The 16,301-nt window shown below is 63.8% G+C and carries 15 protein-coding genes; 12 read left to right on the forward strand and 3 right to left on the reverse strand.

Annotated features, from left to right (window positions below):
• The first annotated feature begins 27 nt into the window (after positions 1 to 27).
• Genes M2281_RS23065 through M2281_RS23100 form a run of 8 tightly spaced genes read left to right on the forward strand, consistent with a single transcriptional unit; the run spans position 28 to position 7,975 of the window.
• Complete coding sequence (locus M2281_RS23065; RefSeq protein WP_280823526.1) at positions 28 to 1,578, forward strand: ABC transporter ATP-binding protein; 1,551 nt, start codon at positions 28 to 30, stop codon at positions 1,576 to 1,578.
• On the forward strand, positions 1,575 to 2,636 hold the full coding sequence (locus M2281_RS23070) for an ABC transporter permease (RefSeq protein ID WP_280823527.1): 1,062 nt from the start codon (positions 1,575 to 1,577) through the stop codon (positions 2,634 to 2,636). Before M2281_RS23065 ends, M2281_RS23070 begins: the two co-directional genes overlap by 4 nt.
• The gene (locus M2281_RS23075; protein WP_280823528.1) at positions 2,633 to 3,529 is read left to right on the forward strand and encodes an ABC transporter permease; all 897 of its coding nucleotides are present in this window, start codon (positions 2,633 to 2,635) and stop codon (positions 3,527 to 3,529) included. Before M2281_RS23070 ends, M2281_RS23075 begins: the two co-directional genes overlap by 4 nt.
• Position 3,530: 1 nt before the next feature.
• The gene (locus M2281_RS23080; RefSeq protein WP_280823529.1) at positions 3,531 to 4,094 is read left to right on the forward strand and encodes a cysteine hydrolase family protein; all 564 of its coding nucleotides are present in this window, start codon (positions 3,531 to 3,533) and stop codon (positions 4,092 to 4,094) included.
• Positions 4,091 to 4,975 carry a carbohydrate kinase family protein gene (locus tag M2281_RS23085; RefSeq protein ID WP_280823530.1) on the forward strand — a complete coding sequence of 295 codons (885 nt, stop codon included), beginning with the start codon at positions 4,091 to 4,093 and terminating at the stop codon, positions 4,973 to 4,975. Before M2281_RS23080 ends, M2281_RS23085 begins: the two co-directional genes overlap by 4 nt.
• Positions 4,972 to 5,754: a nucleoside phosphorylase gene (locus M2281_RS23090; protein ID WP_280823531.1), complete on the forward strand. Its 783-nt coding sequence runs from the start codon at positions 4,972 to 4,974 to the stop codon at positions 5,752 to 5,754. Before M2281_RS23085 ends, M2281_RS23090 begins: the two co-directional genes overlap by 4 nt.
• On the forward strand, positions 5,751 to 6,518 hold the full coding sequence (locus M2281_RS23095; RefSeq protein WP_280823532.1) for an SIS domain-containing protein: 768 nt from the start codon (positions 5,751 to 5,753) through the stop codon (positions 6,516 to 6,518). Before M2281_RS23090 ends, M2281_RS23095 begins: the two co-directional genes overlap by 4 nt.
• Positions 6,494 to 7,975, forward strand: a complete 1,482-nt coding sequence (locus M2281_RS23100; RefSeq protein WP_280823533.1) for an aldehyde dehydrogenase family protein — start codon at positions 6,494 to 6,496, stop codon at positions 7,973 to 7,975. The genes M2281_RS23095 and M2281_RS23100 overlap by 25 nt, the downstream gene beginning before the upstream one ends.
• A 69-nt stretch (positions 7,976 to 8,044) precedes the next feature.
• Here M2281_RS23100 and M2281_RS23105 read toward each other — a convergent pair whose 3' ends face one another.
• Entirely contained in the window at positions 8,045 to 9,436 is a 1,392-nt protein-coding gene (locus tag M2281_RS23105; protein WP_280823534.1) for an FAD-binding oxidoreductase, read from the reverse strand.
• Between the two features lie 152 nt (positions 9,437 to 9,588).
• On the opposite strand from M2281_RS23105, the gene M2281_RS23110 reads away from it, so the two are divergent.
• The 3 genes from M2281_RS23110 to M2281_RS23120 all read left to right on the forward strand — a co-directional run bounded on the left by M2281_RS23110 (position 9,589) and on the right by M2281_RS23120 (position 12,279).
• Positions 9,589 to 10,467: a LysR substrate-binding domain-containing protein gene (locus M2281_RS23110; RefSeq protein ID WP_280823535.1), complete on the forward strand. Its 879-nt coding sequence runs from the start codon at positions 9,589 to 9,591 to the stop codon at positions 10,465 to 10,467.
• 121 nt (positions 10,468 to 10,588) lie between these two features.
• Positions 10,589 to 11,509: an aminotransferase class IV gene (locus M2281_RS23115; protein ID WP_280823536.1), complete on the forward strand. Its 921-nt coding sequence runs from the start codon at positions 10,589 to 10,591 to the stop codon at positions 11,507 to 11,509.
• Entirely contained in the window at positions 11,506 to 12,279 is a 774-nt protein-coding gene (locus tag M2281_RS23120) for an SDR family NAD(P)-dependent oxidoreductase (RefSeq protein WP_280823537.1), read from the forward strand. Before M2281_RS23115 ends, M2281_RS23120 begins: the two co-directional genes overlap by 4 nt.
• A gap of 25 nt (positions 12,280 to 12,304) precedes the next feature.
• Here the strand turns inward: M2281_RS23120 and M2281_RS23125 are convergent, their stop codons facing one another.
• Positions 12,305 to 13,426 carry an NAD(P)/FAD-dependent oxidoreductase gene (locus M2281_RS23125; protein ID WP_280823538.1) on the reverse strand — a complete coding sequence of 374 codons (1,122 nt, stop codon included), beginning with the start codon at positions 13,424 to 13,426 and terminating at the stop codon, positions 12,305 to 12,307.
• A gap of 18 nt (positions 13,427 to 13,444) precedes the next feature.
• Positions 13,445 to 14,119 (reverse strand): GntR family transcriptional regulator, encoded by a 675-nt coding sequence (locus tag M2281_RS23130; protein WP_280823539.1) that lies wholly within the window; start codon positions 14,117 to 14,119, stop codon positions 13,445 to 13,447.
• A 196-nt stretch (positions 14,120 to 14,315) separates the two neighbouring features.
• On the opposite strand from M2281_RS23130, the gene M2281_RS23135 reads away from it, so the two are divergent.
• Positions 14,316 to 15,686 (forward strand): aspartate aminotransferase family protein, encoded by a 1,371-nt coding sequence (locus M2281_RS23135; protein WP_280823540.1) that lies wholly within the window; start codon positions 14,316 to 14,318, stop codon positions 15,684 to 15,686.
• Positions 15,687 to 16,301 lie beyond the last annotated feature (615 nt).

The following is a 16,301-nucleotide window of genomic DNA, read 5'->3' on the forward strand; positions in this document are numbered from 1 at the left end:
GCGCTCGCGTTTCCTTAAGAGCAGTCCATGTCAACGGCTGAAACTTTGCCTGACGCGTCGGTCCGTCTGGGTGCGCAGAGCGTTACCCGGCGGTTCGGCTCGCTCGTCGCTAACGATCGCATCACCTTCCGTGCTATGCGCGGCACCATCCACGCTATCGTCGGCGGCAACGGGGCGGGCAAGTCCACGCTGATGCGCATCTTGCAGGGCATGGACCGCCCCGATGAAGGCGTGGTCGTCGTTGACGGCGTGCCAACCTTGTTCTTTGGGCCGGCCGATGCTTTCTCGCGTGGCATTGGCATGGTGCATCAGGAATTCATGCTGGTGCCGGGGCTGACGCTTCTTGAAAATCTGGTGCTGGCGCACGAGCCGACCGAGGGGCTCGGCCGCATTGACCGCAAGGCCGCGCTGGAAGCGGCGCGCAAGCTGGAACGCGAAGCCGGCGTGAGGCTCGATTGGGACATGCCGGTGGACGACGCGCCGGTGCATGTGCGCCAGATCGTCGAGATTCTGCGGCTGCTCTATCGCGGCGCGGATGTGCTCATTCTGGACGAGCCAACGGCCGTGCTGGCGCCGGCGCAGGTGCAGGAACTGATCGTTCTCCTGCGCAAGCTGCGCGCCGAGGGCCGCACCATTCTCTTCATCAGCCACAAGCTGGACGAGGTGATGGCGCTGGCCGACGAGATCACCGTGATCCGTACCGGCAAGGTCATCGCTACCATGGCGGCTGCTGACACGAGCAAGGCCGCCCTTGCTGAAATGATGATCGGCGAAATTCTTGGCAAGCCCAACGCCCGCCCGAGCACGGTGGGGCGCCCCGTGCTCGAAATCCGCGAGCTGGCAGCGCGCGACGCACGGCGCAGCCTGCGCCTCAAGGAACTCGACCTCGATGTCCGTGCCGGCGAGATCGTCGGTATCGCCGGCGTGGCCGGCAACGGGCAGGACGAACTGATCGCCGCTGTGACCGGGCTTGGCCGCATCGAGCGCGGCCGGATCGTGCTCGACGGCAAGGACGTGACGAAGCTCGACCTTCGTGCCCGGCGCGAACTCGGCCTGAGCTATCTCAGCCCCGACCGCGCCGCAGAGGGTCTGTGCCTGACGGCGCCGATCTCGGAAAACCTCATTGCGGGCCGGCATCGCTCGTCCAAACTCAGCAAGGGCGGCATTCTGCAGAAGGGCGCAATCAAGCGCCATGTCGAAACGCTGCTCGACCGCTTCTCCGTCAAGCGCGCTTCGTCGGCGCTGCCGATTGCCAGCCTGTCGGGCGGCAACCAGCAGCGTGTCGCCATGGCGCGTGAACTCGATGGCGGGCCGAAGCTGCTGCTCGCCTGCCAGCCCACACGCGGTGTGGACATTCGCGGCATCGCCTTCATCCACCAGTGCCTGCTCGACTACCGCGAGGCGGGCGGCGCGGTGCTGGTGATCTCGGAAGAACTGGAAGAACTCATCGCGCTGTCGGATCGCATCGTCGTTCTCTATGACGGCCGAGTTACCGGCGAGGTGGCGCGCGGTTCGGCGAAGGTTGAGGAGCTTGGTCGCATGATGCTGGGCGAAATCCGTCAGGAGGTCGCTGCATGAGCGCCGTTGCTTCTTCCGCGCGCACGGCTCCCGGCATCGGCTGGCGCGACGTTGCGCTAGCGGTCGCGCCGCTGGTTCTTGCGCTGGTCGTGGCCGCAGTGGTCCTCGGCGTTGCCGGCCACAATCCGCTCGAAGTCTACTGGCTGCTGCTGAAAGAGTCCTTCGGCGGCACAAAGCGCATCGCCGCCACGGTTGCCGCTTCCACACCGCTGATCCTCACCGGTCTTGCGACGGCAGTGGCCTTCCGCACCGGCGTCTTCAATGTCGGCGTCGAAGGCTCCTTGCTGGTCGGCGGACTGGCCGCTGCTTTCGTCGGCTTCACCTATGTCGACCTGCCCCCAGCGCTGCTGCTTCCGTTGGCGCTGGGTGCTGCCGTTGTCGCCGGCACGCTGTGGATGCTGGTGCCGGCGGTGCTCAAGGCACGCCTCGACGTGGACGAGGTGGTGACGACGCTGATGCTCAATTTCATCGCCGTCAGCCTCACTGCATGGCTGGTCAATGGTCCGCTGCTCGCGCCGGGCTCGGCCAACTCGGCTACGCCCATGGTGGTTGAGGCGGCACGTCTGCCAAAGCTCATGCCGCCTTCAACGCTGAACGCCGGCTTCCTCATCGCGGTTGCACTTTTGGTTCTCTACTGGCTGTGGGGGCGCGGCACCGCACTCGGCCTTGAAACCCGGCTTGCCGGCCTTAACCCGCGCTTTGCCATCGCGTCGGGCATCAATGTGCCGATGCTGGTCGTGAAGATGATGTTGCTTTCGGGCGCCATCGGCGGGCTTGCCGGCGGCATCCAGGCGCTGGGCACGGTCAATCGCTTCGTCGTTGGCTTCTCGCCCGGCTACGGTTTTACCGGCATTGCCGTGGCGCTGCTCGGGCGAGGGTCTGCAATAGGCATCTTTCTTGCGGCGTTGCTGTTCGGCGCGCTGGCGACTTCGGGTGCGACCATCCAGCTCTTCAGCGACGTGCCGATTGAGATCGTCAACATCCTGCAGGGCACGGTGATGATCTTCGCGGTCGCCCGCTTTGGCTGGCTCCTGAAAACTCGGCGGGGCGGCAAATGATCGACAACATCATTCATGCGGCGTTCGTCATGACGACGCCGATCCTGCTCGCCGCACTTGGGGGCCTGGTCAACCGCATTGCGGGATTGGTCAATATCGGCCTCGATTCAATGATGCTGGCCGGTGCGCTCGTCGGGCTGATGGTTGCCTCCCAGACCGGAAGCTGGCCTGCGGCGCTGCTTGCGGCTGCCTTCATCGGCGGCTTCCTCGGCCTGCTGATGTCGCTCACCGTCACTCGGCTGGAGGCCAACGAGATCATCGTCGGCCTTGGCTTCAACATCGCTGTTGCCGGGCTGGTGCGCTTCTTCCTGAAGAGCTGGTATGGCACATCGGGCACGCTCAACCTGCCGGATGTGGCGATGCTGCCGCGCATCCACATCCCGTTGGTGGCCGATATTCCGGTGCTGGGCGCGATCCTGTCGGACCATGACCCGCTCACCTGGGCGGCGTGGCTTTTGGTGCCGTTGACGGCGTGGTTCCTGGCGCGCACCCGGCTGGGCTTACGCCTGCGCGCTGCGGGCGCAGCACCGCAAGCCGCCCGGGCGCTGGGCCTCAACCCACTCAACCTGCGCGATGCCTCCACCGTCTTTGCCGGTATGATGTCGGGACTGGGGGGCGCCTATCTTTGCATCGGCGTGGTCGGCATCTTCAATGAAGGCATCACTGCCGGCCGCGGCTTCCTCGCTCTCGCTGCCTTCTATTTCGGCCGCAACCGGCCGCGCGCCACGGCGCTCGGCGCGCTGCTTTTCGGCCTCTTCGACGCGATCCAAATCCGGCTGCAGGGCAGGGGCCTGCCGTCTGAGCTCGTCCAGACGCTGCCTTACGTCATGGTCATCGTGATCCTCACGCTGGTCGCCATCACAGTCAAACGCGCGCGGAACAAAGGAGCCTGACATGGTCGAAAAGGAAAAGACCGCGCTCATCCTGGTGGATGTCATCAACTCGTTCTTCGAGCCTGGCCAGCCCAACTACTATGCCGATGTCGAGAACGTGCTGGAACCGATGCGCGCGCTGCTCAAGGCCGCCCGCGAGTCGGGCACCATCGTCGTGCACGCGGTGGAAAAGCACCGGCCGGAGTTCCACGATTTCGAATGGCGCAAGCTGCCCATCCATCATCTGGAAGACGCGCACGACGCCGCCTTCTTCGAGGATTTTCGTCCCGAGGGCGCAAACGAGACGACCATTTTCAAGCGTCGCTTCAGTGCTTTCTTCGCGACCGATCTCGCACTCTTCTTGCACGAGCAGAAGGTGACGCGCGTGGTCATCGCCGGCGTCAAGACCAATGTCTGCATCCGCGCTACCGCGCAGGATGCCTTCGCCAGCGGCTTCGAGCCGGTGGTGCCGCGCGAGGCGACGAACTCGAACCGGCCGCATCTGGCCGAAGCCTCGCTCGAGGACATCGACCGCTATATGGGCCGCGTCGTGCCTCTCGAAGAAGCGCTCGGAATGCTGGCATGACGACCATTGCAATCACCGGCTATGCCAGTCTCGATCATGTGGCGATCCTTGACGGCACGCCGCAGTCCGGGCGGACGACGACCATATTGCAACGGCCGCAGGATGGCTGGCCGCGGCTTGGCGGCGGTCCTGCCTTTGTGGCCATGGCGTTGACGGCGGCGGGTATTGAGAGGGCTGTGCCGGTGAGCTGGATCGGCGACGACCTTGCCGGTCAGACCTATCGCGACCAGCTTGCAGCCAGAAACGTTTTGGACGAGGGGCTGGAGGCTATTGCGGGCGCGCGCACGCCCGTCTCGGTGCTTGCCTATGAGCCGGATGGCGGATGCATCTGCCTTTATGACCCAGGCATGCCAGCGGGGCTGACGCTGTCGCCTGCGCAAAGGGAACTCGTTGCCAAGGCTAATTGGGTCTGCCTCACCATCGGCCCCTCGGCCGTCAACGACGCGGTGCTCGAAGCAATTGGGGAGACCACGCGCCTTGCCTGGGTGGTAAAACATGACCCCCGCGCCATGTCGGCGACGCAGGCTGCGCGATTTGCCGCCCGCGCCGATCTCATCTGCTTCAGCCATGCCGAAAGCGCCTTCGTCGAGGCGGCGCTTGCCGAGACCGATACGGCGCGGCCAGGCCGTATCCTCATCGAGACACGCGGCCGCCAGGGCGCGACCATCACGCGCGATGGCCGGTCCGTGGAGGTTTCGGCTGAACCGATCTCCGTCACCGATCCTACCGGAGCCGGCGACAGCTTTGCCGGCGGTGTGCTGGCCGCGCTCGCCAAAGGCGAGACCAACCCCGAGGCCATCGTGCGCTCGGGCCATGCCACGGCGCGGCGCCTTCTTCTGGGGCGACAGATTTCCGAAAATGAAAGTGCATTGAGACAATGAGCAAGCAAGACGAAAAGACCAATACCGCCTGGTATATCGGCGCAAAGCGCGACCAGGTTGGAAGCGGTGCTATTCTCGTCGGCGATCCGGCCCGCATCGACCGCATCGCAGAACATATGACGGATGTCGAATTCCTGCCGGAAAACCGCGGCCTGCGCACGGTGACCGGCACGCGCAACGGCCAGCGCATCACCGTCAGCGCCTTCGGCATGGGCGCGCCGATCGCCACGATCGTCATGCATGAGCTGTTCGCGCTGGGCGTACGCAGCTTCCTGCGCGTCGGCACGGCCATGGCAGTGCCGCCGGCAAAGCTGGGCGATTTCGTGCTGGCCGATGGCGCGCTGCGCGCCGAAGGCACTTCCAACACCTATGCGCCGCTCGGCTTCCCGGCGATGGCCGATTTCGATCTCAATGCCGGCCTGCGACAGCGGCTCGCCGCTTCCGGGCGCAAATGGCACGCTGGCGTCTATGGCACCTATGACGGCTTCTACACCGAAATGTTCGGCCTTTCGGGCGAACGCCGGGCGATGATCGACACGCTCAAGCAGGATATCCAGCGGCTTGGCTTGATCGGCACGGACATGGAAACCTCGGCGCTGCTGGTGGCCGCGCGTGTGCTGGGCGCAAGCGCCTCGACACTCTGCATCGCCACCGTAGATGCCTTCACACAAGAAAAGATCGATGACGCGGCGATGAGCATCGCTGAGCGCGAGCTGTTCGACGTCGCGCTCGATTCGATCTCTGAATTTGCAACGAAGAAGAATGAGGTGACGCTATGACGTCGATGGTCGACCGTTATTTCAACAACCTGGCCGAGCGGCTCGAAAAGGTCCGCGCCACGCAGGCCGCCGCGATCGATCAGGCCGCTGAGCTGTGCGCCAAGAGCATTGCAGCCGACAAGCTGGCCTTCACCTTCGGCACCGGCCACGGCGCACTGCCGGCACTTGAGAGCTTCCCGCGCACCGGCACCATTGCCGGCTTCCGCCCGATCGTTGAAAGCACGATGATCTCCTTCCACCGTGTGCTGGGCGATATGGGCGCACGGCAATATCGCTTCATCCACGCCGTCGAAGGCTACGGCAAGGCGATCCTGCGTTCCCACCAGATCGACCCGCAGGACACGATGGTGCTGTTCTCGCACTCCGGCATTAATGCGGTGATCCTGGACATCGCGCTCGAGTGCAAGGAGCGCGGCCTGAAGGTGATCGGCGTGACCTCGCTGCCGCACTCCAGCGTCACGCCCTCGCGTCACTCGTCCGGCAAGCGCCTGTTCGAGGTTGCCGATGTTGTCATCGACACCGGCATCCCGAAGGCCGATGCTGCTCTGGAGATCGATGGACTTGAGCATCCGGTGGGCGCCAACTCGACGAGCGTCACCATCGCGATTGCGCATGCGATCGTTGCGACGACGGCCGAGAAGCTGGTTCAGCAGGGCATCAAGCCCTTCGTGATGGTAAATCCCAACACGACCAGCAAGGAAGAAGCCAACAAGCAGAACGACCTCAACTATGAGGAACTGTGGCGCAGGCTGAAGTCGCGGTGAGCATGATGGAGAGAGGTCTTTTCATCGACGGCGCCTGGCGCGAAGCGATCCAGGGCGACCGCCTCGAAATCCGCGATCCGGCGACCGGCGAACTGGTCGGCTCCAGTGCACTCGCGTCACGCGCGGATGTCGATCTGGCGGTCGCTGCCGCGAGCCGTGCCCTTGCCGGTTGGGCCGCAACCCACGCCGATCAGCGCGCGAAGATCCTGCACCGCGCGGCCGATCTGGTCAGCGAACGCATCGATGCGATTGCAGCGATGCTGACGCGTGAGCAGGGCAAGCCGGTGCCGGATTCGCGCAAGGAGATCGCCTTCGGCATCGAGGTGATCCGCTACTACGCCGAGGAAGGCCGCCGTCTCGGCGGCTCGCTCCGTCCCTCGTCGCGCTCCGACATCAAGAGCATTGTGACGACAGCGCCGGTCGGCGTGGTGGGCGCCATCGTGCCATGGAACTATCCGGTCGATCTCTATTGCTGGAAGATCGCGCCGGTGCTGGCGGCCGGCTGCACGCTGGTGGCCAAGCCGCCGCACGAGACGCCGCTGGCGATCGGCATGTTGGTGCAGTGCTTCATCGATGCCGGCGTGCCCGAAGGCGTGGTCAACGACATCCCCGGCACCGGTCCGGAAGTGGGCGCGGCGCTCGCCGAGCATCCCGACATTCGCATGATCACTGCAACCGCATCGGTTCCGGCGGGTCAGTCCATCATGCGTGCCGCGGCCGGCAATCTGAAACGGCTGTCGCTGGAGCTTGGCGGCCAAAGCCCGTTCGTGGTGCTGGACGATGCCGATCCGGTCGAGGCCGCCGCTGCCGCCGCGCGCCGCTCGTTCTCCAATATGGGGCAGATATGCATCGCGGTGAACCGCATCCTCGTCTCGAAGGGCATCCACAAGGAGTTCGTCGAGGCGCTGGTGGCCGAAACCCAGAAGATCAAGCTCGGCAATGGCAGCCTGCCCGGCGTGCTCTATGGCCCGATGCTGCACGAGGGCGTGCGCAAGCGCGTGACGAGCCATGTCGAGGACGCGGTCGCAAAGGGTGGCAAGTTGCTTGTCGGCGGAAAGATCCCGTCCGGCGAGGAATACGCCAAGGGCTTCTTCTATGAGCCGGCTCTGGTCGACAACGCGCCGGACGATGCGCTTGCGCTGACCGAAGAAACCTTCGGGCCGCTCGCTGCCATCCGCCAGGTGGCTGACGACGCGGAAGCTCTGCGGGTTGCCAACGCGCTGCCCTACGGTCTCGCGGCCTACGTCTATTCGCGTGATCTCGAGCGCGCCTGGGCGCTGGCCGACAGGATCGAAGCAGGGGCCATCGGCGTGAACGTCAACGACACGACCGAGCTTCAGGCGCCGTTCGGCGGCTGGAAGATGAGCGGCATGGGCCGCGAGCTGGGTCTGGAAGGTATCGAGGCGTTCCGCGAGTCCAAACACATCAAGATGCGCGTGCGCTCGTTGACCGCGTAGGCTGCGCGCTGCATCCGGAAGGGCCGGCTGGCGCCGGCTCTTCCGCTTTTCAGGCTATGTGTCGGGCAATCACAGGTTCGGCCTGATGTTCTGGTTCATGCGGAAGAGGTTGGTCGGGTCGTATTTGTTCTTCAGCGCCACCAGCCTCGGATAGTTGGCGCCATAGGCGGCCTGTATGCGGTCCTCGCCTTCATCGCCCAGATTGTTCACGTAGGCCACGCCAGTCGAAAATGGCCGCATGGCAGCCCAGAAGGCTCTTCCCCATGCCAGATTGGCTTCGTCGTCGGCCGGGTCATCCCAGATCGCGATGGGGAAGCAGTCATAGGCCGCATCCCGGCCACCATAGGCCGTGGCCGCAGCAGGCACGCGGGCAATGGCGCCCCCCACCTGCTGAAAGACAGCAAGAGCCGAAGGCGAGGGTGCCGTCGCATAGGCCCCTATCAGGGCGTCGATCGCTGCATCGCTGATCTCGCGCAGGAACTGAGCTTTCCAATAGTAGCGCCTTCCGCGCGGAAAGATGCTGTCGCCCGCGGACTGGATTTGCAGGTAGGGCACGACGTCGATGCGGTTGTCCAGCGGCTTGCCATAGGCCCTGAGCGGTGCCAGCACGCGCTCGCCCTCGACAAACGGGCCGCTGTAGCAGGCCGAGATGCTGAACACCCGCTTGCCAGGGGCGGCGGTTGCCATCGCCGCATCGAGGCTGAGCTCGTCGGGGGCGTTGCGAGAGAACTCGTGATAGAAGCGCATGGCGTCGTGCGCATCGGCCTCGTCGAAGACCACCGAGCCAGCCAGCACGTTCGGCCCCACGGGATGAAGCCTGTACTCGAAGGCGGTGACCACGCCGAAATTTCCGCCGCCGCCGCGCAGGCCCCAGAACAGGTCGGCATTCTCAGTCTCGCTTGCCCGCATCAGCCGTCCGTCCGCCGTAACGACCTCGGCTGCCAAAAGATTGTCGCACGCGAGGCCGTACCGGCGCCCCAGTTTGCCGAAGCCGCCGCCGAGCGTCAGCCCGGCAATGCCGGTATCGCCGTTCACGCCCATCGTTGTCGCAAGGCCGTGGGCCTGGGTGGCCGTGTCGAACTCGGCGAGCGACAGGCCGGCTTCGGCGCGCACGACGCGGCGCTCGACGTCGACCTCGATCCCCTTCATGCGCGAGAGGTCGATAACCAGCCCGCCGTCGCAGACCGAGGCGCCGGCCACATTGTGCCCGCCGCTGCGCACCGCAAGCGGCAACCGGGTGGCGCGGACAAACGCAATGGCTGCGATGACATCTTGCGGTTCGGTGCAGTAGGCGATGACGGCGGGGCGGCGGTCTACAACGCCATTCCATACAAGGCGTGCCGTATCGTAGGCCATTGAACTGGGCAGCACGATTTCGCCGCGGAAGCTTCGCTGCAGGCGCTCGAAATCCTCGCTGCCATAAAGCAAGTCGCTCGAGACTTCGGCTGTCAGGGAGTGCATAGGCAAATCCTCCGGCTAGTATCGCGGCTTTCTCGTGGGCTTGGCAATTTCACACTGGAAACGGGACTTGCGCAAAGTCCAAGTTTTCAGGTGCTGGGTGAATTGAATTCATCTAGGCTCATCGCATGAGAAGACTTCCGCCCCTGTCTTCATTGCGCGCATTCGAGGCGGCCGCCCGGCATCTGAGCTTTCAGAAGGCGGCGGCTGAGCTTGGCGTGACCTCGACGGCGATAAGCCACCAGATCCGATTGCTGGAGGAATGCTGCGGGCAGGCGTTGTTTCGCCGGCGGCCGCGCCCGCTTCAACTCACGTCCGCAGGGCAGGATTTGTTTCCGGTGTTGCGCAATGGCTTCGATGCGTTTGCCGCCGTGCTGGAGACGCTTTCTGCCTCGACCGAAGCGCGCTCCCTGCGGGTCACGACGACGAATGCCTTTGCCAGCCGCTGGCTGGTGCCGAGGCTGCCGCAATGGCGCAAGGCTCATCCCGACATTCCGCTTGAGGTGATCGGGACCGACAAGCTGCTCGACCTGCGGTCGGGTGAGGCCGATGTGGCGATCCGCTACACGCGAACGATGCCTGCCGACAGCGGCGCGCAGGAGATGTTCCGCGACCGTTTTTTTCCGATGTGCAGCGCTGCGCTGTTGGCGGCCGGCCGGCCTATTTTGCGGCCCGGAGATTTGCGTCAGCACCCACTCATTCATTTCGACTGGTTGAAAACAGACGCCGAGACGCCGACCTGGCGCCGGTGGTGGGCGGCAGCTCGCTCAATCGACTCCGGGTTACCGGAAATCGCCAATGTCTGGGATTTGAGTTTTCGCGAGGAGACACACGCGATCGAGGCTATCCTCGCCGGCCAGGGCATCGCCATCTGCAGCGACGTGGTGCTGGCCCGCGAGCTTGCCAGCGGCGCGCTCGTCAAGGCGCACGAGCTTTCCTTGCCGGGCTTTGGCTTCTATCTGGTTCAGCCGCCCGACCATCCGCGCCAGGCCGTCATAGCCAGGTTCTCCGAATGGATCCGATCTGCGCTCTGACGCAGCTCGCTGTTGAGCGCCTTGGCCAGCACGTGTCGCGCGACTGGCGTGTTGCCAGCCGTCGACTTCGCTGGCATTTGCAGGGTTTGCCAAGTTCGAAAGCCAATGCAGGACGGACATCATGACTGAGACGCAGTACAATCCGGCGGACGGCATAGCCTTCGTCGAAGGTGTCTACATGCCGCTCGCCAGGGCGAGCGTACCGCTCACCGACCGTGGTTTTGTCCGTTCGGATGCGACCTACGACGTCGTCCATGTCTGGAACGGCCGCTTCTTTCGGCTGGAAGATCACATAGAGCGTTTCCAGGCGTCCATGCGTGGTCTGCGCATGAGCCTGCCATATTCCCCTAAGGAGATGGCCGACATCCTGATCGAATGCGTCCGCCGCAGTGGCCTGCGCGATGCCTATGTTCAGATGACCTGCACGCGCGGCATTCCTCCACGCGGCACGCGCGACCCGCGCCTGTGCCAGAACCGCTTCTATGCCTTCGCCCAGCCCTTCGTCTGGATCGCCAATGAGGAGCAGCGTCGGGACGGCCTCAGTATGGTGGTGAGCTCGGTGCAGCGTATCCCGCCGGAGGCCCTCGATCCGCGTATCAAGAATTTCCATTGGCTAGACCTGACGATGGGCATTCTCGAAGCCTATGACCGCGATGCAGTCGTCGCCGCGCTGGTCGATCGCGACGGCAACATCACGGAAGGTGCCGGCTTCAACGTCTTTGCGGTGAGCAACGGTGTTCTCGCCACGCCGGAAAGCGGCATGTTCGAAGGCATGACCCGCCGCACCGTCATCGAACTGGCGCGGGAGCTTGGTATCGGCTGCGAGGTTCGGCCCGTCAGTGCCGACGAATTGCGGGCGGCCGATGAGATCTTCATCACCAGCACCGCCGGCGGCATCATGCCTGTGACCGTGCTCGACGGTCGCATCTATGGCAACGGCAAGCCCGGTGCGCTGACCAGTCGCCTGAACGAGATTTATTGGCAACGGCACCAGGAAGGCTGGCTCTGCACCGAAGTCGACTACTCGGTGAGCGCGGCATGAACGACGCGTCGGCTTCTCGCGTCTTCCTGGTCACCGGCGGCACGCATGGCATCGGCGCGTCTTGCGTCAGGCGCCTTGCCGCCGACGGCAGCCGGGTGGTGTTCACCGGCCGCGACCGTGATGCGGCCGAGGCGTTGATGGCGGAAATTCCCCAGGCGGTGTTTGTGGCAGGCGACGCCTCGGTCGAGGCAGATTGCAAGGGGGCGGTGGCAAGGGCGCTCGAACTCGGCGAGGGGTGCATAGCCGGTCTCGTCAACAATGCCGGCATGAGTGCCCGCATGCCTTTCGACCATGCAACTTTCGAGGACTGGAACCGGGTAATGACGGTGAACACCGGCTCGGCTTTCCTGTTCACGCGTCATGCGCTGGAGGGATTGCGGGCGGCCAGGGGTGCGGTGGTCATGATGTCGTCGATCGCCGGCTTGGTCGGCGAGGAGGGACTCTCTCTTTATACAGCCTCCAAATCCGCGTTGATCGGTCTGACTTACGCGCTTGCGCTCGAGTTCGGCACGGAAGTCCGTTGCAACGCAATCTGCCCGGGCCAGATTGCCACCCGCATGATGGCAAGGACGCTGCAGATTCCCGGGCGCCGGGAAATGCTGGAAAGCCGCATTCCGGTCGGCCGGCTCGGCATGCCGGAAGACGTGGCCGAAGCGGTGTTCTGGCTGTTGTCTTCGGCGTCGAGCTTCATCAATGGCGTGGTGCTGAGCGTCGATGGTGGCGAAACCGCAGGCTTCCTGACGCCCGACGCATCGGGCGCCGGAAACTGAGTGGCCAAACAGTCAAGAGCAGAGCCTAGTTGTGCTCGGGCTGGATCAGCCCGACCGCAAGCTCGGCAATTGCCAGGCTCGAGGTAAGGCCCGGGCTTTCGATGCCGAACAGGTTGACGAGATTGTCGACACCATGGACCGCCGGCCCCTGGATGACGAAATCGGCGTTGGGCTCGCCTGGGCCGGCGAGCTTGGGGCGTATGCCGCTATAGGTCGGGTGCAGGCTGTCGTCGGCAAGGTCCGGCCAGTATTTTCGGATCTCGCCATAAAATTGATCGGCCCGATGCGGGTTCACCCGATAATCGATCTCCTCGACCCACTCGACGTCGGGACCGAAGCGCATGCCGCCGTTAAGATCGAGCGTCAGGTGCACGCCAAGTCCGCCGGGCTCAGGTATTGGGTAGATCAGCCGCGAAAACGCAGGCTTGCCGGTCACGGAAAAATAATTGCCGCGCGCATAAAAAAGCGGCGACACGAATTTTGGATCCAACCCGGCAAGGGCACCTGCCACTGCATTGGCCGAAAGCCCGGCGGCGTTGAAAAAGCGCGTCGCGGCGATTTCGAATTCCGCGCCGCTGGTGCTGTCGCGCGTCTGCAGGACCACGCCGTCAGGCTCGATTCGTCCCGAGACGATGCGGGTGTTGTAGGAGACGAAGCACCCGCTTTCCTCAGCCTCGCCTAGGAGCGCGAGCATCAGGCCGTGGCTGTCGATGATGCCGGTCGAGGGCGACAGAACCGCCGCGGTGCAGTGCAATGCGGGCTCCAGCGCTTGGGCCTCGGCCGCGCTCAGCATCACCAGATCGTCCACGCCGCAGGCGTGCGCCTTTTCTATGATGGCGGCTAGCGTTGGTTCCTGGTCACTACGCGTGGCGGCGATGAGCTTGCCGCAGCGGCGATAGGGAACGCCCCGCTCCTCGGCAAAGGCGTAGAGCTTTTTGCGTCCATCCACGCAGAGTTTAGCCTTCAGGCTGCCGGTCGGATAGTAGATGCCGGCGTGGATGACCTCGGAATTGCGTGAGCTCGTTTCGGTGCCGATCGTATCGGCTGCCTCAACCACGATGGTTTCCCAGCCCCGTCGCGTTGCCTCGCGTGCAATCGCAAGGCCAATGACGCCGGCGCCCGCGACGATGCAGTCGACCTTTTCCATCCTCAGTTCACCGATCCGTCATGCTTGTTCGCGAAGCGCGAGACGCTCCAGAATCACCTTGCCACCTTCGCCGATGTCGTCTGCGATTGCACGTTCGGCCGCGTCCGGGTCGCGCGCCTCGATCGCGCGCAGGATCGGATAGTGGTGGTCGATCATGACGCGCCCGCCCGCCTGGTAGGATTCGGCAATCAGGGGGCCCATCTGCAGCCAAAGGCGGTAGAGGATGCCGCGCAGCACCGTCATGTCTGCGATCTCGGCAAGCGCGAAATGGAAAGTCTGGTTGAGTTCCAGCGCTTCGAGCCAATTCTCGCGCTCGATCGCTTCCTCGTTGCGTTCGATCAGTTGGCGCAGGCGGGCGATGTCCTCTGGCGTTGCCTTGACCGCGCTTTCGCGCGCCGCCAGCCCCTCCAGCTTCAACCGTATTTGTCGGATCTCGCGATAGCGCCCGATGGTCAGCACCGGCACACGCACATCGCGCGCCGATTTCTGGACAAGTGCCTCATCCTGGATCAGCCGGAGGATCGCATCGCGCACCGGCGTCACACTGGTGCCTAAGGACTGTGCCAGATCACGGATTGTCAGGCGCGCATCGGGGGCAAATCGGCCTTTGATCAGCGCCTCGGCGATCTGGCCATAAACGGTGTTGCCGAGATTTTCGTGCTCAAGCGTCTGGAAGGCGAACTGTCCACTCATGGCTCGGAGCCTCCCGCAGGGTCTGTGTCTCGGCATAGCTCGCCTTGACACCCCAACCTATAAAATACATGATGCATCAAACAGCAAATTTGCATGATCTGCAAGGGCGATCCCTCGCCATTCCCTAGGGGACGAAGGGGCGCCGCTGTAAGCGAGCACATGTCGCGCAAGCTGCGCGCTAACACAGGAAGTCATCATGGACGCTCAGCCCAATTCGCCCGAAGCCCGCGATATTCGCTATCACCTGCATTCCTACACAAATGCGCGAAAGCATCAGGAAGCCGGCCCGATGATCATCGAGAAGGGCGAGGGCATCTATGTTGAGGACATCAACGGCAATCGTTACATCGAGGCGATGGCCGGTCTGTGGAGCGTGGCGGTTGGCTTTTCCGAGCCGCGCCTGGTCGAGGCCGCGACAAGGCAGATGTCGAAGCTGCCCTTCTATCACAATTTCACCCACAAGGGGCATTCGCCGCTGATCGATCTGGCCGAGAAGCTGGTGAAGATGGCGCCTGTGCCGATGAGCAAGGCGTTCTTCACCAACTCCGGGTCCGAGGCCAACGACACGGCCATGAAGATGATCTGGTATCGCTCGAACGCGCTTGGCCAGCCGCAGCGCAAGAAGATCATCAGCCGCAAGCGCGGCTATCACGGTGTGACGATTGCCGCCGCAAGCCTCACCGGCTTGCCGAACAACCAGATTTCCTTCGACCTGCCGATCGCCAATGTGCTGCACACGTCGAGCCCGCACTATTGGCGCGAAGCGCTGCCGGGTGAAAGCGAGGACCAGTTCTCGACCCGGCTGGCGAACGACCTTGAACAGCTGATCCTGGCCGAGGGGCCCGAAACGATCGCCGCCTTCTTCGGCGAGCCGGTTATGGGCGCCGGCGGCGTCGTCGTGCCTCCGGCCGGCTACTGGGAGAAGATCCAGGCCGTACTTAATAAGTATGACATCCTGCTGGTGGCCGACGAGGTGATCTGCGGGTTCGGCCGCACGGGCGAGATGTTCGGCTCGCAGACTTTTGGCATGAAGCCCGACATCATGGTCATGTCCAAGCAGATCTCATCGTCCTACCTGCCGATCTCGGCCCTGTTGATCAACGACCGCGTGTTCGAGCCGCTGGCCGATGAAAGCAATCGCATCGGCACTTTCGGTCACGGCTTTACCGCTGGCGGCCATCCTGTGGCGGCGGCGGTCGCGTTGGAGAACCTGAACATCATCGAAGAGCGCGACCTGGTCTCGAATGCTCGCGAGGTGGGCGCCCATATGCAGAAGCGTCTGCGCGAGCTGGCTTCGCACGAACTCGTCGGCGAAGTGCGCGGCATTGGTCTCATCGCTGCAGTCGAGTTGGTGGCCGACAAGGCGACGAAGGCTCCATGGGGCCAGCCAGGCGCGTTGGGCGGTCTCGCCAACAGTCTGCTCCAGCAGAACGGCGTTATCTCCCGCAACATGGGCGATGCTCTGGCCTTCTGCCCGCCTTTGATCATTACCAGGGAACAGGTCGACGCGATGGTCGATGCGCTCAAGGTCTCGCTCGATGCTGCTGCAAAGCAGGTGAGGGGCTGAGCTGGCGAACCAGAGCCAGGACTTCGGACGGGCTCAAACTTCAGCCCGTAGAGAATAGTGTTGAAGGGGATCGCAACGCGATCCCCTTTTTCTTTGGCTGTTTGAATCGGCGACACGCTCGAATCGCACTCATGAGAATCGCGATGATTGCGATTCGTGTTGCCTGAATCGCTCACGGGCGGGTTCCGGCACTGAAAGGCGGGCTTTCCTGGCGATTCTGCGGGAAACGGTTCCCGCCAGGGCAGGGGCGGCTTGGGGGGCTTTCCATAAAGAAGGCTCGGGCTGCCGCGGAGATCCGCGCGAAATGGCTGCGGAGAGGGGGGCCGTGTCGGCGTTTGGATGTCCGATTCTGACTCCGATTGGCCTTGTTTGGGTCGTTGGTCGGGCGTGCGTCCGTCACTGGGCCGGTGCCACGCCGGACCTTGCGCAGGGAATTGCTGGGTTATGCGCTTTGTGTCGTAAAAAGTTCAAACGGGGAGCAAAATGGCGTTGACAGTTTGGGAGGGTGGGGCCTATATACGCCTCAACAACGAGGGCGGTGCGCCGCTGGCGGCGAGGAAGTTCGCTTCTGAGAAGCCCTGGTTGACGAAATCAAGCGAGCCGCGTGAGCGACCT

The sequence above is a fragment of the Pseudaminobacter soli (ex Li et al. 2025) genome, assembly GCF_029892515.1.
Classification (GTDB): Bacteria; Pseudomonadota; Alphaproteobacteria; order Rhizobiales; family Rhizobiaceae; genus Pseudaminobacter; species Pseudaminobacter soli_A.